The organism is Campylobacter sp. MIT 99-7217 (assembly GCF_006864365.1).
Classification (GTDB): Bacteria; Campylobacterota; Campylobacteria; order Campylobacterales; family Campylobacteraceae; genus Campylobacter_D.
The window spans coordinates 21,516-38,864 of record NZ_QHLJ01000006.1; the positions used below are offsets into that span (position 1 = coordinate 21,516).

At 34.4% G+C, this 17,349-nt stretch carries 19 protein-coding genes; 10 read left to right on the forward strand and 9 right to left on the reverse strand.

What is annotated here, in order from left to right; genetic code table 11:
• Window positions 1–29 precede the first annotated feature (29 nt).
• From DMB92_RS06140 to DMB92_RS09390, 3 genes are read right to left on the reverse strand one after another with little or no spacing between them, the layout of a single operon-like run.
• Window positions 30–1,142 carry a hypothetical protein gene (locus DMB92_RS06140; RefSeq protein ID WP_142682184.1) on the reverse strand — a complete coding sequence of 371 codons (1,113 nt, stop codon included), beginning with the start codon at window positions 1,140–1,142 and terminating at the stop codon, window positions 30–32.
• A 9-nt stretch (window positions 1,143–1,151) separates the two neighbouring features.
• The gene (locus DMB92_RS06145; protein ID WP_260604769.1) at window positions 1,152–2,408 is read right to left on the reverse strand and encodes an MBOAT family O-acyltransferase; all 1,257 of its coding nucleotides are present in this window, start codon (window positions 2,406–2,408) and stop codon (window positions 1,152–1,154) included.
• Between the two features lie 37 nt (window positions 2,409–2,445).
• A complete protein-coding gene (locus DMB92_RS09390; RefSeq protein ID WP_260604770.1) occupies window positions 2,446–2,700 on the reverse strand; it encodes a hypothetical protein in 255 nt (84 codons plus the stop codon).
• A gap of 172 nt (window positions 2,701–2,872) precedes the next feature.
• On the opposite strand from DMB92_RS09390, the gene DMB92_RS06150 reads away from it, so the two are divergent.
• The gene (locus DMB92_RS06150) at window positions 2,873–3,202 is read left to right on the forward strand and encodes a hypothetical protein (RefSeq protein ID WP_142682185.1); all 330 of its coding nucleotides are present in this window, start codon (window positions 2,873–2,875) and stop codon (window positions 3,200–3,202) included.
• Window positions 3,203–3,225: 23 nt separating this feature from the next.
• On the opposite strand, the gene DMB92_RS06155 is transcribed toward DMB92_RS06150, so the two are convergent.
• From DMB92_RS06155 to bamA, 6 genes are all read right to left on the reverse strand, one after another.
• Window positions 3,226–4,143 (reverse strand): tRNA dihydrouridine synthase, encoded by a 918-nt coding sequence (locus DMB92_RS06155; RefSeq protein WP_142682186.1) that lies wholly within the window; start codon window positions 4,141–4,143, stop codon window positions 3,226–3,228.
• Entirely contained in the window at window positions 4,140–5,126 is a 987-nt protein-coding gene (locus DMB92_RS06160) for a hypothetical protein (protein ID WP_142682187.1), read from the reverse strand. Before DMB92_RS06160 ends, DMB92_RS06155 begins: the two co-directional genes overlap by 4 nt.
• On the reverse strand, window positions 5,127–5,483 hold the full coding sequence (gene dksA, locus DMB92_RS06165; RefSeq protein WP_142682188.1) for an RNA polymerase-binding protein DksA: 357 nt from the start codon (window positions 5,481–5,483) through the stop codon (window positions 5,127–5,129).
• A gap of 8 nt (window positions 5,484–5,491) precedes the next feature.
• Complete coding sequence (locus DMB92_RS06170; protein WP_142682189.1) at window positions 5,492–5,944, reverse strand: 23S rRNA (pseudouridine(1915)-N(3))-methyltransferase RlmH; 453 nt, start codon at window positions 5,942–5,944, stop codon at window positions 5,492–5,494.
• 2 nt (window positions 5,945–5,946) lie between these two features.
• Window positions 5,947–6,789, reverse strand: a complete 843-nt coding sequence (gene accD / locus DMB92_RS06175) for an acetyl-CoA carboxylase, carboxyltransferase subunit beta (RefSeq protein ID WP_142682190.1) — start codon at window positions 6,787–6,789, stop codon at window positions 5,947–5,949.
• Between the two features lie 69 nt (window positions 6,790–6,858).
• Window positions 6,859–9,084: an outer membrane protein assembly factor BamA gene (gene bamA / locus DMB92_RS06180; RefSeq protein WP_142682191.1), complete on the reverse strand. Its 2,226-nt coding sequence runs from the start codon at window positions 9,082–9,084 to the stop codon at window positions 6,859–6,861.
• Window positions 9,085–9,164: 80 nt separating this feature from the next.
• Between bamA and DMB92_RS06185 the strand changes: the two genes are divergently transcribed.
• The 9 genes from DMB92_RS06185 (at window position 9,165) to rimP (ending at window position 17,345) form a co-directional block, all read left to right on the forward strand.
• Window positions 9,165–9,992 (forward strand): prephenate dehydrogenase, encoded by an 828-nt coding sequence (locus DMB92_RS06185; protein WP_142682192.1) that lies wholly within the window; start codon window positions 9,165–9,167, stop codon window positions 9,990–9,992.
• Window positions 9,993–10,116: 124 nt separating this feature from the next.
• Entirely contained in the window at window positions 10,117–11,499 is a 1,383-nt protein-coding gene (locus DMB92_RS06190; protein ID WP_142682193.1) for a M23 family metallopeptidase, read from the forward strand.
• Window positions 11,496–12,374 carry a UDP-3-O-acyl-N-acetylglucosamine deacetylase gene (gene lpxC / locus DMB92_RS06195; protein WP_142682194.1) on the forward strand — a complete coding sequence of 293 codons (879 nt, stop codon included), beginning with the start codon at window positions 11,496–11,498 and terminating at the stop codon, window positions 12,372–12,374. Before DMB92_RS06190 ends, lpxC begins: the two co-directional genes overlap by 4 nt.
• A 41-nt stretch (window positions 12,375–12,415) precedes the next feature.
• Window positions 12,416–12,817: a tRNA threonylcarbamoyladenosine biosynthesis protein TsaB gene (locus tag DMB92_RS06200; protein WP_142682195.1), complete on the forward strand. Its 402-nt coding sequence runs from the start codon at window positions 12,416–12,418 to the stop codon at window positions 12,815–12,817.
• Between the two features lie 8 nt (window positions 12,818–12,825).
• Complete coding sequence (gene thrB / locus DMB92_RS06205) at window positions 12,826–13,704, forward strand: homoserine kinase (protein ID WP_142682196.1); 879 nt, start codon at window positions 12,826–12,828, stop codon at window positions 13,702–13,704.
• 24 nt (window positions 13,705–13,728) lie between these two features.
• The gene (locus DMB92_RS06210) at window positions 13,729–13,971 is read left to right on the forward strand and encodes a DUF448 domain-containing protein (protein WP_185900173.1); all 243 of its coding nucleotides are present in this window, start codon (window positions 13,729–13,731) and stop codon (window positions 13,969–13,971) included.
• The gene (gene infB / locus DMB92_RS06215; protein ID WP_142682197.1) at window positions 13,958–16,552 is read left to right on the forward strand and encodes a translation initiation factor IF-2; all 2,595 of its coding nucleotides are present in this window, start codon (window positions 13,958–13,960) and stop codon (window positions 16,550–16,552) included. The genes DMB92_RS06210 and infB overlap by 14 nt, the downstream gene beginning before the upstream one ends.
• Window positions 16,549–16,902, forward strand: a complete 354-nt coding sequence (gene rbfA / locus DMB92_RS06220; protein WP_142682198.1) for a 30S ribosome-binding factor RbfA — start codon at window positions 16,549–16,551, stop codon at window positions 16,900–16,902. Before infB ends, rbfA begins: the two co-directional genes overlap by 4 nt.
• Window positions 16,899–17,345: a ribosome maturation factor RimP gene (gene rimP, locus DMB92_RS06225; protein ID WP_142682199.1), complete on the forward strand. Its 447-nt coding sequence runs from the start codon at window positions 16,899–16,901 to the stop codon at window positions 17,343–17,345. The genes rbfA and rimP overlap by 4 nt, the downstream gene beginning before the upstream one ends.
• Window positions 17,346–17,349 lie beyond the last annotated feature (4 nt).

Below are 17,349 nucleotides of genomic sequence, written 5' to 3' on the forward strand. Positions count from 1 at the left end.
AGGGGCTAAATTTAGCCCCTTTTTTAAATTTAGCTCTTTTTATTTTCTTGCTCGTATTTTTTGATGATCTCTTTTAAAGGCTTTAGATCATAGTTGATCACTTTTTCTTCAAATTTGGCTAAATATTCATCTATATTTTGTGGGGTTAAGATATGCTTTTGATCCCTTATAGCCTCAAGTTGCATAGAGTTCATATCAACATTATAATGCCCCAAATCCTTATAATTTCTTATATCATCACCATACGCCAAATCATCAAAGCCATAAACCTTGGCATTTTGATATTTGCTTGTTTCATTGACTATAAATTTAATCATTTGCTGATATTTTGCAAGATGATTTTCAAGCTTTGTGGCTTTATAGAAGGCTTTGTGATAGCTTGGGACTATAAGTTCAAATTGGATATGAGGATAAGCTTTGATATAAGAAAAAAGCTCCTTATTGATAAAATCCTCTTGTTTTTTTAAATCAAATTTCCTCACTTGGTTTTTAAAATCATCATTGGCATTTTTTAATAATTCTATATCATCTTTGCTTGGATATTTACCCTTAAACCAATTTTCAAGTCCTCCAAATCTTATAGCATTATCTTCAAAGCCTTCTATCCAGTTGTTAAAATTTTCTATCCTTCTTTTTGTTTTTCCTACACATTTTTCTTCTGTAGAATAAATTAGGGCACAAAAAATAAAATGTTTATGAAGATAAAATGCCATATTGTCTTTAAATGAGCCAAAAATTTGAGAACTTAACGAGGCTTCTAAAGGATCTATCAAAGCAAAGGCATCTAAAGAGCTAAGCACTCTTTGTATATTTTTATGTTTCAAAGCATAGTTAAAAATCACATTTCTATCACTAAAATGTGCTCCATTGATGGATAAATTTACCCATTTTCCGCCAAGCTTTGCCTCAGCTTCTTTAGGATCTGTATTTTGAAGCATGGAAGTTCCAAGTATAAGGCTATCAAAGTCATAATGATCGATTATATATCTTTCATGCAAGCGTTCTTTAAAGCTTAAAGCTCTAAAAAAGGGCTTATGAAAAAACATAGCAGGATCATAAACCCAAAGTAAAACGATAAAAGGTGCAAGCACGGTAAAGTTTAAAAACAAAACCCCAAAAACAAATTTTTTATAAACATTCATCATCTTGCCTTAAAAATTAAAATAAATAAATTCAGTATAAGTACTTGTCATCATACTAAGTAAAGCACTAAATAATAAAAGTGCGATAAAAATAGCCATTTTAAAACTTGCTTTGAAATTGTCTATTTTTTGAATGGAGTTTTTAAAAGCAAGGCAAAGTATGAAAGAAATGATCAAATAATACAAAAATTCATTATTCCCATCAAGCTTTGCAAAAAGTTCCCTAGTTCTCCACCATTTTTGTGGCAGTTCAACAAAACTTAGTCCAAACATGGATTTTAAGAGGCTTAGAGCCGAGCTTAAACTTTCGGCTCTAAAAAATATCCAAGCAAGACTTACGAAATTAAAGGTTAAAAACCAAGAAAAGATGATATAAATTTTGCTTTTTAAAAACTCTAGCTTAGCACCCTTGCTTTTTAAATGCTCAAGATAAAAACTATAAGCTCTATGAATAACCATAGCAAGACCATGCATGATCCCCCAGATCACGAAGCCCCAGCCAGCTCCGTGCCAAATCCCACTTAAAAAGGCTACGATGAAGAGATTGCGTAAATTGAGCCACTTTCCAAGGCGGTTTCCACCAAGAGGGATATAAAGATAAGCTTTTAAAAATCTTCCCAAAGTGATATGCCAAGTTTGCCAAAAAGTTTTTATGTTCAGTGCTTTATAAGGAGAGTAGAAATTTATCGGTAGCACGATACCAAAGAAAAGTCCAAGCCCTATAGCCATATCGCAGTATCCACTGAAATCAAAATAAATTTGAAAAGTATAGCTAAAAGAGCTTGCCCAAGCTTCGGCGATGTTTAAAACCTCTCCTTTTAAAGTTGCGTCAAAGCCTAAATTTGCATGCTTTGCAAAGGTGTCAGCAATGATTATTTTCTTAAACAAGCCTATGATAAAAATAACCAAGCCTTTTGCAAATTTTTCCCAGTCTAAAAATGTGGCTTTGGAGCTTAGCGTGCTGGCAAATTGGGGCATCATTTCTTTGTGATGAACGATTGGACCTGCGATGAGTTGAGGGAAAAAAGATATAAAAAGTGTATAGTCCAAAAAATCAATGCCTTGTTTTTTGCCCTCTTGCATGTCATTTAGCTTTATTTTAGCGTGAATATCTGCTAAAAAAGCAATTTGCTGGAAGGTAAAAAACGAGATCCCCAAAGGCAAGATGATGTGAGGTAAGGGGATATTAAAGTCTAAATTTAAGAGCTTTGAGAAGAGATTGAAATTTTCTAGAAAAAAATCTGTGTATTTGAAAAAGCCAAGCAAGGCGAGGTTAAAAACTATGCCAAGTATGAATAGGAATTTAGCAAGCCCCCCCCCCCTGTGAGCCTCGTAAATTCATGTTTGAGAGCAGTTTTAAGGCTAAAAAGTAATTCACAAGCACGGAAGCAAGCAGTAAAAACACGAGCTTAAATTCAAAATATCCATAAAAAAAGAAGCTTCCAAGCACCAAAAAAACTTTTGCCAAAATAAATTTTTTAAAATGCTTTAAAAGATAAAAGCCAAAAAGCATGATAGGCAAAAAGGCAAAGATAAAAACAGCTGAACTAAACAGCATTTAAGATCCTTAAAAATTTATACAAGCTATGATTATAACATAAAAAATCGTTTTTTGAAAATGGGCTAAAATTAAGTATTTTATCAATTTTTAGAAAAATTTTAAAAGATGCTAAATTTGGGAACAAAATTTGCTTGTAAATCTTTGCATATTTTGGAAAGGAGAAAAGACTATGCAAGTAAATTACAAAACCATAAGTTCCATGGAATTTGATGTTTTAAGCGGAACTTATAAAAAGGTCGATAAGGAAGTTGAAGATACTTCGGGTGCTTTGTTTGCTAATTTATTTGAAGCAGGCAAAGAAGAAAAGACAGAAGCTAAAGAAGCCTTGCAAACTTCTTCAAACACAGCTTCAAGCTCTTCAAATTCACTCTTTGACAATCTTGCTTCAAATGTGCAAACACTTCGTTTTAGACAAAACGAAAACGAGGTTTTAAAAGCTCAAGAAGAGCTTAAAAATGCGGATTCAAATCTTAATGATTTGCTTTCCTTAGTTTCTTAAGCAAAAGCCCTTTTTAAAGGGCTTTAAAAGAAATTTTCTATGCGTTTTCGCATGGAGTTTTCATCGTTTATTTGGTTGATCTCATTTCTAAAGCTTGTTGCAGCTTCATAGCCCTTAGAATACTCATGCAAATGCTTTCTAAAGATACTTATGCCTTGCTTTTTATAATGTTTAAGCATTTCTTCAAAATGCGTTAAAATGATCTGCTTTTTCAAAGCCTTATCCACACTTTTGCCGTTTTTTATCTCAAGAAAGATCCAAGGCTTGCCAATGCTTGCTCTTCCTATCATCAAGGCATCACATTTACTTTGGCTTAATGCTAAATTTGCATTTTGGGCGTTGATATCTCCATTTGCTACGACAGGGATATGAACGCTTTGTTTAGCCAAAGATATACTTTCCCAATCTGCCTTACCACTATAAAGCTCCTTTCTTGTGCGTCCATGAACGCTTACAAAATCAGCCCCAGCTTCCTCGCAAGCCTTAGCTATCTTATCAGGATATTTTTCATTAAAACCAAGCCTAAATTTAACACTTGTAAGTTGTTTTTTGCTGTATTTTTTGATAGTGCTAACAAGAATTTTAAGCTTTTGTAAATCTTCGAGCAAGGCAGAGCCTGCATTTTGCTTTGTTACCTTTGGCACAGGACAACCGCAGTTAAAGTCTATGCCGTCGATAAAGTCCATGTCATTGAGCATTAAAACGGCTTTTTTGATAACTTCTTCATCGCTTCCTGCAATCTGCACTATAAAGGGCTTTTCAAGCTCGGCTTTTTCAAGCATTTTAAGGGTTTTTGCACTTTCATACACAAGGGCATTTGAGCTGATCATCTCACTTATCGTTACATCAACGCCAAATTTTTTTACCACATTACGAAAGGGCAGATCACTAAAACCTGCCATAGGTGCTAAGAACAAAGGCTTTTTGCTAAAATCAATCATTGAATAAAGCTAAACAAATCAATCTTTTTCTTATGCTCTCTAGCAAGTAAAACTATCCTAAAATCCTGAAATTTGCTCTCATCATTTCCAAGCTCAAGCCTTAGCTCATCATACATAGAAAGTTCAGCCAAAACAAATAAATACGCCCTTAAAGCCTCTATGTTTTCATTTTTAAATCTTTTAAAAATGCTGATGATAGAATCAGGATTAAGCTTTTTAACGCCTATTTTAGCAATTTTTAAAAACTGCTTTTCATCAAAGGCATTGTCCTTCATAAAGCTTTCAAAATCAGTGCCATTAAGCTCTAAAGAACCCTCATCAAAACGCCTAAAAATAGCACAAATTTGTTCGCTATTTTTGCTTGCTTTTAAAGCTTTGATCTGTTCTAAATTTCCACTTGTTAAAACCTTATCAAAGGCTAAGATATCAAGTTCATCTTCAAGCTCTTTTTTGTTTTTGATCCTTGAATATGCGTAGTTTATGTCATTTAAGATATGATTTTTTTCATTAAGCAAGGATAAGGCGTTATCGCTTGGAAGTTTAAATTTTTTAAGATTAGCTGTTTTGGTTTCTTTAAGCTCACTTAAAATATCTAAAATTTCATTAAATTTATCAAAATCTGGAATTTTTTGATGTGTTAAAAGGCTGGAACTTAAAGCGGCTGCATTTTTAAATTCTTTCGTTTTGAAAAAAATATGACTTTCTTTTTGCAAGAGCAAATCAAGAGCAAAAAGTTCAAATTTCTTAGCATCACTAAAGAAATTTTTGTATTTTAAATACCTCAAAAGTCCGTAAAAACTCATATGCAAAACTGCTGCAATAAACAAAAGCACAACAGGAAGCAAGATCCAAACCACGACCGGCAAGACAATATCATAAGCTCCAAGCGTTAAGGTATAATCTTGAGAATTTACATTAAAAACAAAAGCTCCTAAAATGACGATATAAAGCAAGCTAGCAAAGATAAAAAGTTTAATTTTCATTTATAATCCTTTTGATTTTTCATATTTTTCACGGCAATTTATACAATACCTTGCGTGAGGCTTGATTTTAAGCCGTTCTATGTTGATTTCTTCTTCGCAACCCTCACAAATTCCGTAATTTCCTTTTTTGATCCTAAGTAAAGAATTTTCTATGTATTCAAGTTCTTGTTTGAGGTTGTGATCTATGGTTTCTTCTATTTGCGAACTTGCTGTGATAACTGAAAAATCAATGTTATCATTAGGTTCGCTGTTATAAAGATCTTCTATATCCTTGTTTGTTTGGTAAAGTTGGTTTAAAATTTCTTGTTTGCGACTTTCTAAAATTTCTTTAAATTTTTCAAGCTGTTTTGTGTCCATTTTCCTTCCTATTTATGATATGGGTGTTTGTATTTGATACAAAATCCACGATAAATTTGCTCTAAAAGTAAAATTTTTACAAACTGATGTGCTAGGGTTAAGCGACTTAAAGAAAGGGCAAGATCAAAGCTTTTGATAAATTCTTCTTCCAAGCCAAATGCCCCACCTATAAAAAATGAAAGTTCATTTTTGTCACTAAGTAAATTTGAAAACTCAAGGCTGTTTAGCTCTTTTCCTCTTTCATCAAGCACCACACAAAAGCCTTTTTTATAAGGCTTTAACTGCTCTTCATAACTTTTTTTAGCTTCCTTAGCTCCGATCTTTTGGGCATTAGCTATTTTGTTATTAAACAAAGAAATATCTTTTAAAAGAGCAAATTTAGAGATAAATTTGATGTATTTTTCTTCACTTTCTTTAAATTCTAAAGAATTTTTTTGTATGGAAAAGACATTGATTTGCAAGATTAAGCCTTAGAGAATAATTTTAAAAAATCACTAATGAACTGCTTTTGCTCGCTTCTTGGGACAATGCTATCGATTAACCCATGTTCAAGCAAAAACTCTGCTCTTTGAAAGCCCTCTGGCAGATCAGCACCTATGGTTTGTTTGATCACTCTAGCTCCTGCAAAGCCTACCAAAGCACCCGGTTCAGCGATAATGATATCGCCTAAAAAAGCAAAAGAAGCTGAAACCCCACCCATAGTAGGATCAGTTAAGACGCTGATAAAAGGAAGTTTTTCTTTGTCTAAAAGCTTTAGTGCTGCACTTGTTTTGCTCATTTGCATTAAAGAAAAGGTGCTTTCTTGCATTCTTGCTCCACCTGAAGCAGAAACGATAACAAGAGGAGTCTTAGCCATGATAGCTCTTTGAACAGCACGAACGATCTTTTCGCCCTCAACCGAACTTAAACTTCCTCCCATGAAAGAAAAATCAAAAACCACGAGCTGAGTTTTTATCCCATCTATCAAGCATTCTCCACTGATCACAGCACTTTTGCGTCCTGTTTTTTCTTCACTTTCGCTCAAGCGTTTTTTATAAGACTTACTATCGACAAAATTTAAAGGATCAGTTGCCTCTAAATCAGCGTCAAATTCAACAAAGCTTCCCTCATCACTAAGAACTTCTATCCTCTTTAGTGGAGAAATTCTCATATGAAAACCACATTTTGGACAGACATTAAGACAAACTTGAATTTCTTTATAATACATCAAAGCATGGCAATTATCACATTTTACCCAGTGATTTGGAGCTTCACTTGGGTTTGCTTGCTTGCGTCTGATACCTGAAAACATCTCTAAAAAGTTCATCACTCTACCTAAATTCTTTAATTATCAAAGTCTATTATAACAAAAAAACTTTATCTTTTTGCTTAGTTGCTAAAACCTTGTTCCTAGCGTGAATTCAAAGCTATTTGTATCATCATTTTCTTTAGCATTTAAAGCTTTTGCAAAGATGAGTTGCAAAGGACCGATAGGAGTAATCCACTCTATAGCAACACCTGTGCTATAACGATGAATACTCTCATGGACATTTAAATTTTCTTTGCCATTAATACCATAATCAAAAAACAAAGCCCCTCTTAACTTGATCCTATCTATAAGAGGAAAGGAAAGCTCAGCTGAATTAGTAAAAGCAATAGTTCCACCATATTCGTAACCATAGATATTTTTAGGGCTGACACTCCTGCTATCAAAACCACGGATAGAATTGATACCGCCTAGATAAATTCTTTGATTGATAGGTAATTTTCCTCTATCCCAAACCTTATAAAAATTTGCCTTATAACGATAAATCAAATCCACATTGATAAAATCTTTTAATCCTTGATAAAAATTAAAACTTGTACTTGAGGAAATAAATTTTTGATCTCCGCCAACTCCTGCAAATTCCAAAGCTGTTGAGGCGATAATCCCGCTTCTTGGCAAATAATAATCATCTGTGTTGTTAAAGCCTATGGACGGAGTAATAGAACTTTTTGTACTTCTTCCAAGCTCATAGCCTGTAGCTAAAAGAGTATCTGAAAGTGCGTAAATATCATCTTTTTCAAAATTATAAGTGAGTGCAGCATGATAATATCTTGCAAATTGGCGTCCTAAAGTTACATCAAAACCTCGGTTTTTTTCACTATAATTGTTCCAGTCATAGTCATTTGCATATAAATTCCCACCCAAACTAAACTGCGAATCCCTTAAACGAGGATTTGTAAGCCCTATACGACCTGAAAGCGTGGTATCACTTTTGTCAATGCTGATGATACTTTTCATTCCTGAACCAAAAATATTGCTATCAGATAAGGAAGCATTTAAAAGTAAGCCATCAGTTGAGCCATATCCAATACCTCCTGAAATAGATCCTGTTGAAGCCTCTTTAACCTCAACGATCAAATCAAGCTCAGTATCGCTTACTCTTTGTTCTTTTATCTGCACATCATCAAAATATGAAGTTCTTCTTAAGGCATTGCTTGATTCTGTAAGATCGCTTTTGTGGTAGAGATTGCCCTCGGTTACAAAAAGCTCTCTACGAACGACCTTATCAGCAGTTCTTGAATTTCCTGAAATGATGACATTTCTTATGTAAACCTTATCATTTGGGACAACCCTGAAAACAATGTCTATTTCTTGATTAAACTCATCTTTTTTTATATCAGGATAAACCTGAGCAAAGGCATAACCTAAATCAGCAGTATCTGTTTGAATTGAACTAATATCAGCTCTAATTTTTTCTATATTAGCGTATTTACCGACCTTAGACTTAAGTTTTTTAGCTTTTTTTATATTACTTTGAGTCTCAAAAACAGGATTTTCTATAGCTATGCTTGTGATCTTGTAACGATTGCCTTCTTTTATAAAATAACTCAAATCAGCCTTATAGGTATCAGTATCCGTTCTTAAAAAAGCAGGCGAAACCTCGACATCAAGATAGCCCATCTTCATATACTCATCGCCAATCCTTGAGCTATCAGAACTTAGTTCAAAAATTTTCAAAGCCCCATCATTTCTACCCCACATCCAGCCCATAAATTCGCGTTTTTTATTAGCTATGACAGGCTCAACATCGCCATAATCAAGCTTTTTACTCCCACTTAACAAAACATTTTCTATGGTGATATTTTCGCCACGATTGACTATAAATTCGAGCTTCAATCCATTTGAATTACTTAATTTTTCGGTATTTACTTCAACTATGGTATCAAAATACCCCTTTGACTCATAAAAAAGTTTTATACGATTTGCTGCTTCTTTGACAACACCCTCATCGTAAAGATAGCCTTTTTTGAGATTTAAAATAGTATCAATTTGTTTTTTGTCATTTGAAGCAACGCCGGTTATATCAATCTTTGCAATACTTAATTTTTCAACCACTTTTATCGTTAAAATGCGGTTATTTTCTTCTATCACAATATCACTAAAATAATTTTGCTTATATAAATTTAAAAGGGCTTGATTGATATTTTGAGCATTAATCTCATCATTTATTTTAAGACCCAAAAGTTCTATAGCACTTTCTTTAGAAAGCTGGGTTAAGCCTTCAAAATTAATTTGTTCTATTTTAGCACCCAAGCATAAGTTAGCAAATAAACAAATGCTAATTATTTTTTTCATTAAATTTTTTACCTATATTTTTATTAAACCGATATAATAACGAAGAAATTTAAATCAAGAGTTTAATTTTAAGGAAAAAAATGAAAATAGCTATCATAGGGCTTGGACTTATAGGTGGTTCTTTGGGACTTTGTTTAAGGGATAATAAGCTTGTTTCAGCTGTTTATGGAATGGATTTAAACAAAGAACACGAGCAAATTGCCTTAGAGCTTGGACTTATACACGAGCTTATAGAATTTAAGGATCTTAAAAATTGCGATATTATCTTTCTTGCAACGCCTGTTGATGCCATTGTGGAGCTTTTGCAAAAGCTTAAGGATCTGCCTAGTAATGTTACGATCATCGAGCTTGGAAGCACTAAAAGAAAGATCATAGAAAGCTTGCCAAAAAAGCTTATCAAGCAAACCATTTTTGCTCACCCTATGAGAGGCACTGAAAACAGCGGTCCAAGAGCTGCTTTTAAAGAGCTTTATAAAGACGGCGTTTGCGTGCTTTGCGATAGCGAGGTGGCTGATGATTTACACCAAAAAAGAGCGGTAGAAGTTTTCTCTCATTTGGGCATGAAAATCGTCTTTATGGATAGCTTAGATCATGATCATCACACGGCGATCATCTCGCATTTACCTCATGTCATCAGCTTTTCTTTGGCAAATTTCGTGATGAAAGAAGAAAATAAACGCAATATCGTGCATCTAGCAGGAGGTTCTTTTAAGGGCATGAGCCGTATAGCAAAGTCAAGTCCTGCCATGTGGGGAAGCATTTTTGAGCAAAATAAAGACAATCTTTTAAATTCCATAGAACATTTTCAAAAAGAGCTAGAAACTTGCAAAAAAATGATCCAAGAAGATAGACTTGATGAGCTTAAAATATGGATGCAAAAGGCAAATACTTTGAGAGAAATTTTGTGATTTGCTGATATTTTTGCCTTTTTTAAATAACAAATTAAATTTTTAGGCATTTATTTATAAATATTAACTCAGTTAGGATACAATGGGTTGCAAAAATTTTGAAGCTCATTAATGGCGGTTTTGTATGGCTCGAAGGGATAATAAAAAATTACTTCTTTATACTCTCATTGTTATACTCATTTTTGGTATATTTTTTTTCCTACCAAAACTTGAAATTTTAGAACAAAACAAGCCAAATATTTTCATAAATGACACCGTTTATAGCAACTTAAAAGAAGCCTTACCCTTAAGACTCACAGATGAACATAGGGGCATAAAGCGTGTTAAAATTTCTTTAAAAAAAGATGTGAATGAAACAGCAAATGTTTTAATGGATCAAAAATTTAGCAATAACAAAGAACTTGTTTTGCAAATTTCTTTACCAAAGCTTGCCTATAAAGAAAAATTAAACTCTTATCTCATGGATATAGAAGTTTGGGACTCTAGTCTTTGGGGCTGGTTTTCTGGAAATCTCTCAAAAAAAAGCATTCGTGTTATCATAGATGATAAAAAGCCTATGTTAAATATTTTGGCTAATTCTTACCAGATAGAACAAGGCGGTGCAGCAAGCGTTGTTTTTGAGGCTAGAGATGAAAATTTAGATGAGGCTTATATCCTTACGGATAAAGGCAAGAGATTTGAGGTTGTGCCTTTTATCAAGGAAAATTTTTATGCAAGCTTGATCGCTTGGGATTCTAAAGATAAGGATTTTAGAGCTTATGTTGTGCTTAAAGATAAGGCAGGAAATGAAACAAAAGAACGCATAAGGTATTATTTTTTAAATAAGAAATACAGAGAGTCAAATATCGCTCTTAATGATAGATTTTTAGACGGCAAAATAGAACAACTTGCTAATCAATACGCACCAGAGCCTGATGAGCTTGACAGACTAGCTAAATTTAAATTTGTAAATGAAACCTTAAGGCTAGGAAATGAAGCCTTGATCCATAAGATCACAAGTAAAATTCAAGAAAAAGAATTAAATGAAAATTTTAAGCTCAAGCTTTTTTTGCCTCTAAAAAATGCGATGAAAGTGGCTGATTTTGCTGATCATAGGTTTTATTCGTATAAGGATAAATTTGTTAGCGATTCTTATCATTTGGGGCTTGATTTAGCAAGCGTAGCTGAAGCTCCTATCATCACAAACAATGACGGAGAAGTCGTTTTTGCGGAAGAAAATGGAATTTATGGAAATAATGTTGTTGTTTATCATGGATTTGGCTTATATACACTTTATGGGCATTGCTCATCAAGAAGAGTAAGCGAGGGAGATAAGGTTTATGAGGGAGATGTTATTGCCAATACAGGAGTAAGTGGTTTAGCCTTGGGCGATCATTTGCACTTTGGTGTTTTGGTGCAAGGGGTTGAAGTGCGTCCTGAGCAGTTTCAAGATCCAATTTGGCTCAAAAATAATATCCACGAAGTTTTGGAAAATGCAAAAAAAATAATTTTAAGGCAAAGACAATGAATCAACTAAGTATAGCAAAAAGCGTAAAAGGCGTAGGTATAGGACTTCATAAAGGCGAGCCTATAGAGCTTATTTTAGAGCCTTTAGAAGCAAATAGTGGTATCGTTTTTTTTAGAAGTGATTTAAATGTGAGCTATAAGGCAGAACCTGCAAATGTGATCAATACAAAGCTTGCAACGGTCATTGGCGATAGTAGAGGCTATATCTCGACTATAGAGCATTTAATGAGTGCGATTAATGCTTACGGAATAGACAATATCCGTATAGTTTTAAACTCAAATGAAGCTCCTGTTATGGACGGATCTAGCATTAGTTTTTGTATGATGCTTGATGAGGCTGGATTAAAAGAACTTGACGCACCTAAAAAAATCATGGTGATTAAAAAACCTATAGAGGTTAGAGACGGGGATAAATTTGTTCGTATCACCCCAACAAACGAGCCTCGCATAAATTATACAATCAAATTTGACAATGCCATGATAGGCGAACAAACTTATAATTTTGAATTCAGCAAAAAAAATTATATCGAAGAAATCGCAAGAGCTAGAACTTTTGGTTTTTTAAAAGATGTAGAAACCCTAAGAGCGATGAATTTGGCTCTGGGCGGAAGCCTTGAAAATACCGTGGTCGTTGATGAAAACCGCATTTTAAATCCTGAGGGTTTGCGTTTTAAAGATGAGTTTGTGCGTCATAAAATTTTAGACGCCATTGGAGATTTAACCTTACTTGGATATAGAGTTTATGGGGATTATATATCTTATGCAGGAAGTCATCATTTAAATCACTTGCTTACTAAAGAAATTTTAAAAGATACAAGTGCTTATGAAATCGTAAGTGTTGCTCGGGAAAAAAATTACGAAAAGGTTTTTGCATAGAAAAAGTTTGCTTACTTCTTAATGCCTTATCAAAACCTATCATGCTTGGGGTTTATAAAGATGAACTTTTGTTTGAAAAATACCAAAGCGATGAAAGAGCAAGTGAGTTTTTACCTAAAATTTTGCAAAATTTACTTGAGAAATATAGCCTTGAAAAGCTCATTTATGCTAATGGTCCTGGTTCTTTTATGGGGATAAAGATCAGCTTTTTGTGCTTTCAAACCCTAAGTATAGTAAAAAATATCCCTATGTTTGCCGTAAGTGGCTTTGAACTTAACGGCTTTAAGCCTATCAGTGCTAATAATCAGCTTTGTTTTGTCTATGAAAATAAGCAAATTTCTTTGCAAAAAGCAGCAGGGGCTGAGTTTTTCTTGCCTGATCATCTTTCTTGCTTAAATTTAAGCGAGGATATTTTACCTTTTTATTTTATCGATGCAGTTTGAGGATAAATTTGAAAATACGAGTAAGTGCCACAAGTGCAAATTTAGGACCGGGTTTTGATTGTTTGGGTTTGGCTTTAGGGCTTTTTAATGAGGTGCTTATAAAGCCCTCAAAGGCTTTTGACATAAGCATTAAGGGCTTTGGAGAAAAAAGTGCAAATTTAGCCAAAAACAATCTTTTCATACAAATTTTTAAAGAAATTTGTCAAAAACACGGACAAGAAAGGCTTGATTTTTCCTTTCATTTTAACAACCAAATTCCTTTTTCAAGGGGACTTGGAAGCTCTTCTTCTATCATCATTGCAGCACTTGTTGCAGTGCATGAAATTTTAGGTTTAAAAATAGAAAAAAAAGAGCTTTTAAATTTAGCCCTAAGATATGAAAATCACCCAGATAACATAGCTCCTGCCGTTTATGGAGGTTTTGTTTGCTCTATTTTGCATAAAAACGAAGTTTATAGCATAAAAAAGGATATTGATACAAATTTAAAAGCCTTACTTGTCATACCAAGCGTAAAAATAAGCACTGAGCAAAGTAGATTAGCTCTTAAGAAAAATATCGCTTTTCAAGATTGTGTGTATAATATCTCGCATTCTTCCTTGCTAACGGCTTGTTTTTTAGAAAAAAAATATGATTTGCTTAAAATAGCAAGTAAAGATAGGTTGCATCAATTTTATAGAATGAAAAACCTACCAGAGCTTTTTGAAGTACAAAAATTTGCTCTTGAAAATAATGCTTTAATGAGTACGCTCTCAGGCTCAGGATCAAGCTTTTTTAACCTTGTTTATGAAGAGGACGGCTTAAATTTAAGGCAAAAAATGCAAGATAAATTTAAAAATTTTCAAATCGAGCTTTTAGAATTTAACAATAAAGGCTTTGAAATTTGCTAAAAATCAAGAAAAAAAGATATAATTTTGAAAAATCATATACCTATTAGAATGTGTATCATTTGCAAGGCAAGAAAAGAACAAAAAAGTTTATTTCGTTTTGGTGTAAAAATGGGTAAAATTCATTTAAATTTAGGCACAGGAAGAAGTTTTTATGTCTGTTCTTCTTGTCTAAATAAAGATGAAAAGGCGTTTCGCAAGATAAAAATACACAATTTAAAGGTCGATCAGCAAGATCTAAAGGAGTTAGTTTTAAATGTCAAAGGTTAGAATTCATGAGATTGCTAAGGATATGGGCTATCCTAGCAAGGAAATTTTAGAAAAGGCTAAGGAACTTGGTATTGATGTAAAATCTGCTTCAAGTAGTGTTGATGAAGAGGTTGCCGCAGCTATTTATGAATACATACAAACAAAGATCATTCCAGAAGCTTTTAAGGAAAAGGCAAAAAAAGCAAGTCCTAAAAAAGAGACTAAAGAAACAAAGGAAGAAAAAAAAGAAAAAAGTCCCAGCAAAGCAAAGGAAAAAAGCCCAAAAAGCAAGGCTAAAGAAGAAGTTAAAGAAGAAAAAAAAGTTCTTGTAAAAGAAGAGACGATCAAAGAAGAGCCTAAAAAAGAGATCAATTTAGACAAGCAAGAAGAAGCTAATGCCCCTGTTTCTTTAAACCAACGAAGAGGGCTTGTCATCGTTAAAAAGAAAAAAGATGAAAATTTACAAGCTATACAAGAAGAGAAAAAAGCACCAAAAAACGCTCATTTAGCATTAAAAGATATGTTTTCTTTAAGTCAAGAAGAAAGCTTAAAACGCCCTAAGAAAAAGGATAAAAAAGCCCCTCAAAGTCATAAAAAAGAAAATACCTCAAAAATGGATTTTATGGAAAATCAAAGCTTTGCAGATATTAGTCTTGAAGATGAAGATGTGGTTGTTTTGCCTGATTTTAGCGGTATTAGCGAGGAAAAAGAAGCCCCTGTTTTACCAAAAAAGCAACCTGCTGTTTTAAGACAATCTTTTAATCAATTCACAGAAACAAGCCTAAGTAGAAGCAGACGCAAAAAAGCCCCAAAAAGAGTAGAAAAAAAAGAAAATGCCGAGATCAAAAGCGTTGAAATTCCAAAGGAAATTCGCCTTTATGAATTTGCAGATAAGATAGGCAAAAACACAAGCGAGATCATCTCAAAGCTCTTTATGCTTGGAATGATGACAACCAAAAACGACTTTTTAGATGAAACGGCGATTGAAATTTTGGCTGAAGAATTTGGTATTGAAATAAGCATTATCGATGAGGCAAGCGAGTTTGATTATATCAAAGAATACGAGCAAAACCAAGATAATAAAAACTTGCAAGCAAGAGCGCCGGTTATCACGATCATGGGGCATGTTGATCATGGTAAAACCTCGCTTTTGGACTTTATAAGAAAGTCTCGCGTTGCTAATGCCGAAGCAGGCGGGATCACTCAGCATGTGGGTGCTTATATGGTGGAAAAAAACGGACGCAAAATTACCTTTATCGATACTCCCGGACACGAAGCTTTTACGGCTATGCGTGCTAGGGGAGCTAGCATTACTGATATCGTGATCATTGTCGTAGCTGCTGATGATGGGGTAAAACCTCAAACCAAAGAAGCGATCAATCACGCAAAAGCTGCAAATGTCCCTATCATCATAGCGATCAATAAAATCGACAAGGAAGATGCAAACCCTGATCTTGTAAAAACCCAGCTTGCAGAAATGGATATAGTGCCTACTGAATGGGGCGGAAAATACGAATTTGTAAGCGTTTCAGCAAAAAAAGGCACGGGGATTGAAGACTTGCTTGAGATCGTGCTTTTGCAAGCTGATATTTTAGAGCTTAAAGCAGATCCTAAGGCAGCTGCAAAGGCTAGCATAGTAGAAAGTTCTGTGCAAAAAGGAAGAGGTCCTGTTGCTACTATCATCGTTCAAAATGGGACACTTAGGGTTGGAAATACCATAGTTGCAGGCGTTGCCTATGGAAAGGTGCGTGCTATGAGCGATGATAGCGGTAAGGCTATGAAGGAGATTAAGCCCGGAGAATGTGGTGTTATCGTTGGGCTTAGTGAGGTTGCTGATGCAGGTGAAACCTTGATTTGCGTTGCAAGCGATAAGGAAGCTAGAGAATACGCTAATAAACGCCACGAATACAACCGCCAAAAAGAGCTTAGCAAATCCACAAAAGTAAGCCTTGATGAACTTGGAGCAAAGATAAAAGAAGGAAATTTAAAATCCTTACCTGTGATCTTGAAAGCCGATGTGCAAGGCTCACTTGAGGCTATAAAGGCAAGTCTTGAAAAGCTTAAAAATGATGAGATTAAGGTTAATATCATTCACGCAGCCGTTGGTGGTATCACGCAAAGTGATATAGAGCTTGCAAGTGCAAGTGAAGATAGCGTGGTGCTTGGCTTTAATATCCGTCCAACAGGCGAGATAAAAGAAAGAGCCAAAGAAAAAGGCGTTCAAATCAAAACTTATAATGTTATTTACAATCTCATTGATGATGTCAAAGCCTTGCTTAGTGGCATGATGAGTCCTATTATCAGCGAAGAACAACTTGGACAAGCACAGATCAGGCAGGTTATTACCGTGCCAAAAATAGGACAAATCGCAGGTTGTATGGTAACTGAGGGTGTGATTAATCGTGGAGCTAAGATCAGGCTTATTCGCGATGGCGTGGTTGTATTTGAGGGCAATGTAAGCTCGCTTAAACGCTTTAAAGATGATGTAAGAGAGGTTGCAAAAGGCTATGAATGTGGCGTTGGCATAGAAGGGTGCAATGATATGAAAGAGGGCGATTACATCGAAAGTTACAAAGAAGTTAAGGAACAAGCAAGTTTATGAATCCAAGCGAGATCAAAAAACTTCGAACAGAAAGCATTTTAAAAGAGCTTATCCCTGAAGCCTTAGCAAATTTAGACGATGAGAGCTTGAAAAATCTTTGCGTAACTGATGTTGAGTGCAAAAAAGGGCGTTATGATGCTTTTGTGTATCTTGATAAGATGTTTTTTAACGCTCATGAGCAAGAGCAGATTTTAATGTCTTTAAAAAGGGCGGCAAGGGCTTTGCAAAATTATTGCATGAGCGAGCAAGGCTGGTATAGGTGTCCAAATTTTCACTTTAAATTTGATGATAGATTAGAGTATCAAAACCACATGGAAAGCTTGTTTGAAAAGATCAAGGAAAAAAGATGAACGAGTTAAATTTAAGTGCGTATTGTAAGGAAGCTGGAGTAAGCTTTTATGATAGCGAGCTTGTGAGTGAAAATGGGCATAAAATTTACCGCGTTTATATCATCAAAGAAGGCGGAGTGAGCTTAGATGATTGTGCTAGGCTTAGTGAAATTTTATCTCCTGTTTTTGATGTGAAGCCACCTTGCGAGGGTGAATATTTCCTAGAGGTTTCCTCGCCAGGACTTGAAAGAAAGCTCAGCAAAATAGAGCATTTTTCCCTAAGTATCGGCGAAAATGTCAAGATCGTAACTGATGAAAAAGAAAAATTTGAAGCCAAAATCATAGGCGTTAAAGATGAAAATATCATACTAGAGCTTCAAAACACGCCACAAAATAGTGATAAAAACACATTAGAACTTCCCTTTAACAAAATCAAAAAAGCCAAAACTTTCGTGCAGTGGTAAAAAA

Bases quoted from the DNA above. Each gene is read 5' to 3' on its own strand.
- dksA (WP_142682188.1), bottom strand. From the start codon at position 5,483: ATGGACACAAAACAGCTTGAAAAATTTAAAGAAATTTTAGAAAGTCGC.
- infB (WP_142682197.1), top strand. From the start codon at position 13,958: ATGTCAAAGGTTAGAATTCATGAGATTGCTAAGGATATGGGCTATCCT.
- DMB92_RS09390 (WP_260604770.1), bottom strand. From the start codon at position 2,700: ATGCTGTTTAGTTCAGCTGTTTTTATCTTTGCCTTTTTGCCTATCATG.
- DMB92_RS06150 (WP_142682185.1), top strand. From the start codon at position 2,873: ATGCAAGTAAATTACAAAACCATAAGTTCCATGGAATTTGATGTTTTA.
- accD (WP_142682190.1), bottom strand. From the start codon at position 6,789: ATGAACTTTTTAGAGATGTTTTCAGGTATCAGACGCAAGCAAGCAAAC.
- DMB92_RS06200 (WP_142682195.1), top strand. From the start codon at position 12,416: ATGCTTGGGGTTTATAAAGATGAACTTTTGTTTGAAAAATACCAAAGC.
- rbfA (WP_142682198.1), top strand. From the start codon at position 16,549: ATGAATCCAAGCGAGATCAAAAAACTTCGAACAGAAAGCATTTTAAAA.
- DMB92_RS06155 (WP_142682186.1), bottom strand. From the start codon at position 4,143: ATGATTGATTTTAGCAAAAAGCCTTTGTTCTTAGCACCTATGGCAGGT.
- DMB92_RS06160 (WP_142682187.1), bottom strand. From the start codon at position 5,126: ATGAAAATTAAACTTTTTATCTTTGCTAGCTTGCTTTATATCGTCATT.
- DMB92_RS06140 (WP_142682184.1), bottom strand. From the start codon at position 1,142: ATGAATGTTTATAAAAAATTTGTTTTTGGGGTTTTGTTTTTAAACTTT.
- lpxC (WP_142682194.1), top strand. From the start codon at position 11,496: ATGAATCAACTAAGTATAGCAAAAAGCGTAAAAGGCGTAGGTATAGGA.
- DMB92_RS06190 (WP_142682193.1), top strand. From the start codon at position 10,117: ATGGCTCGAAGGGATAATAAAAAATTACTTCTTTATACTCTCATTGTT.
- DMB92_RS06185 (WP_142682192.1), top strand. From the start codon at position 9,165: ATGAAAATAGCTATCATAGGGCTTGGACTTATAGGTGGTTCTTTGGGA.
- rimP (WP_142682199.1), top strand. From the start codon at position 16,899: ATGAACGAGTTAAATTTAAGTGCGTATTGTAAGGAAGCTGGAGTAAGC.
- bamA (WP_142682191.1), bottom strand. From the start codon at position 9,084: ATGAAAAAAATAATTAGCATTTGTTTATTTGCTAACTTATGCTTGGGT.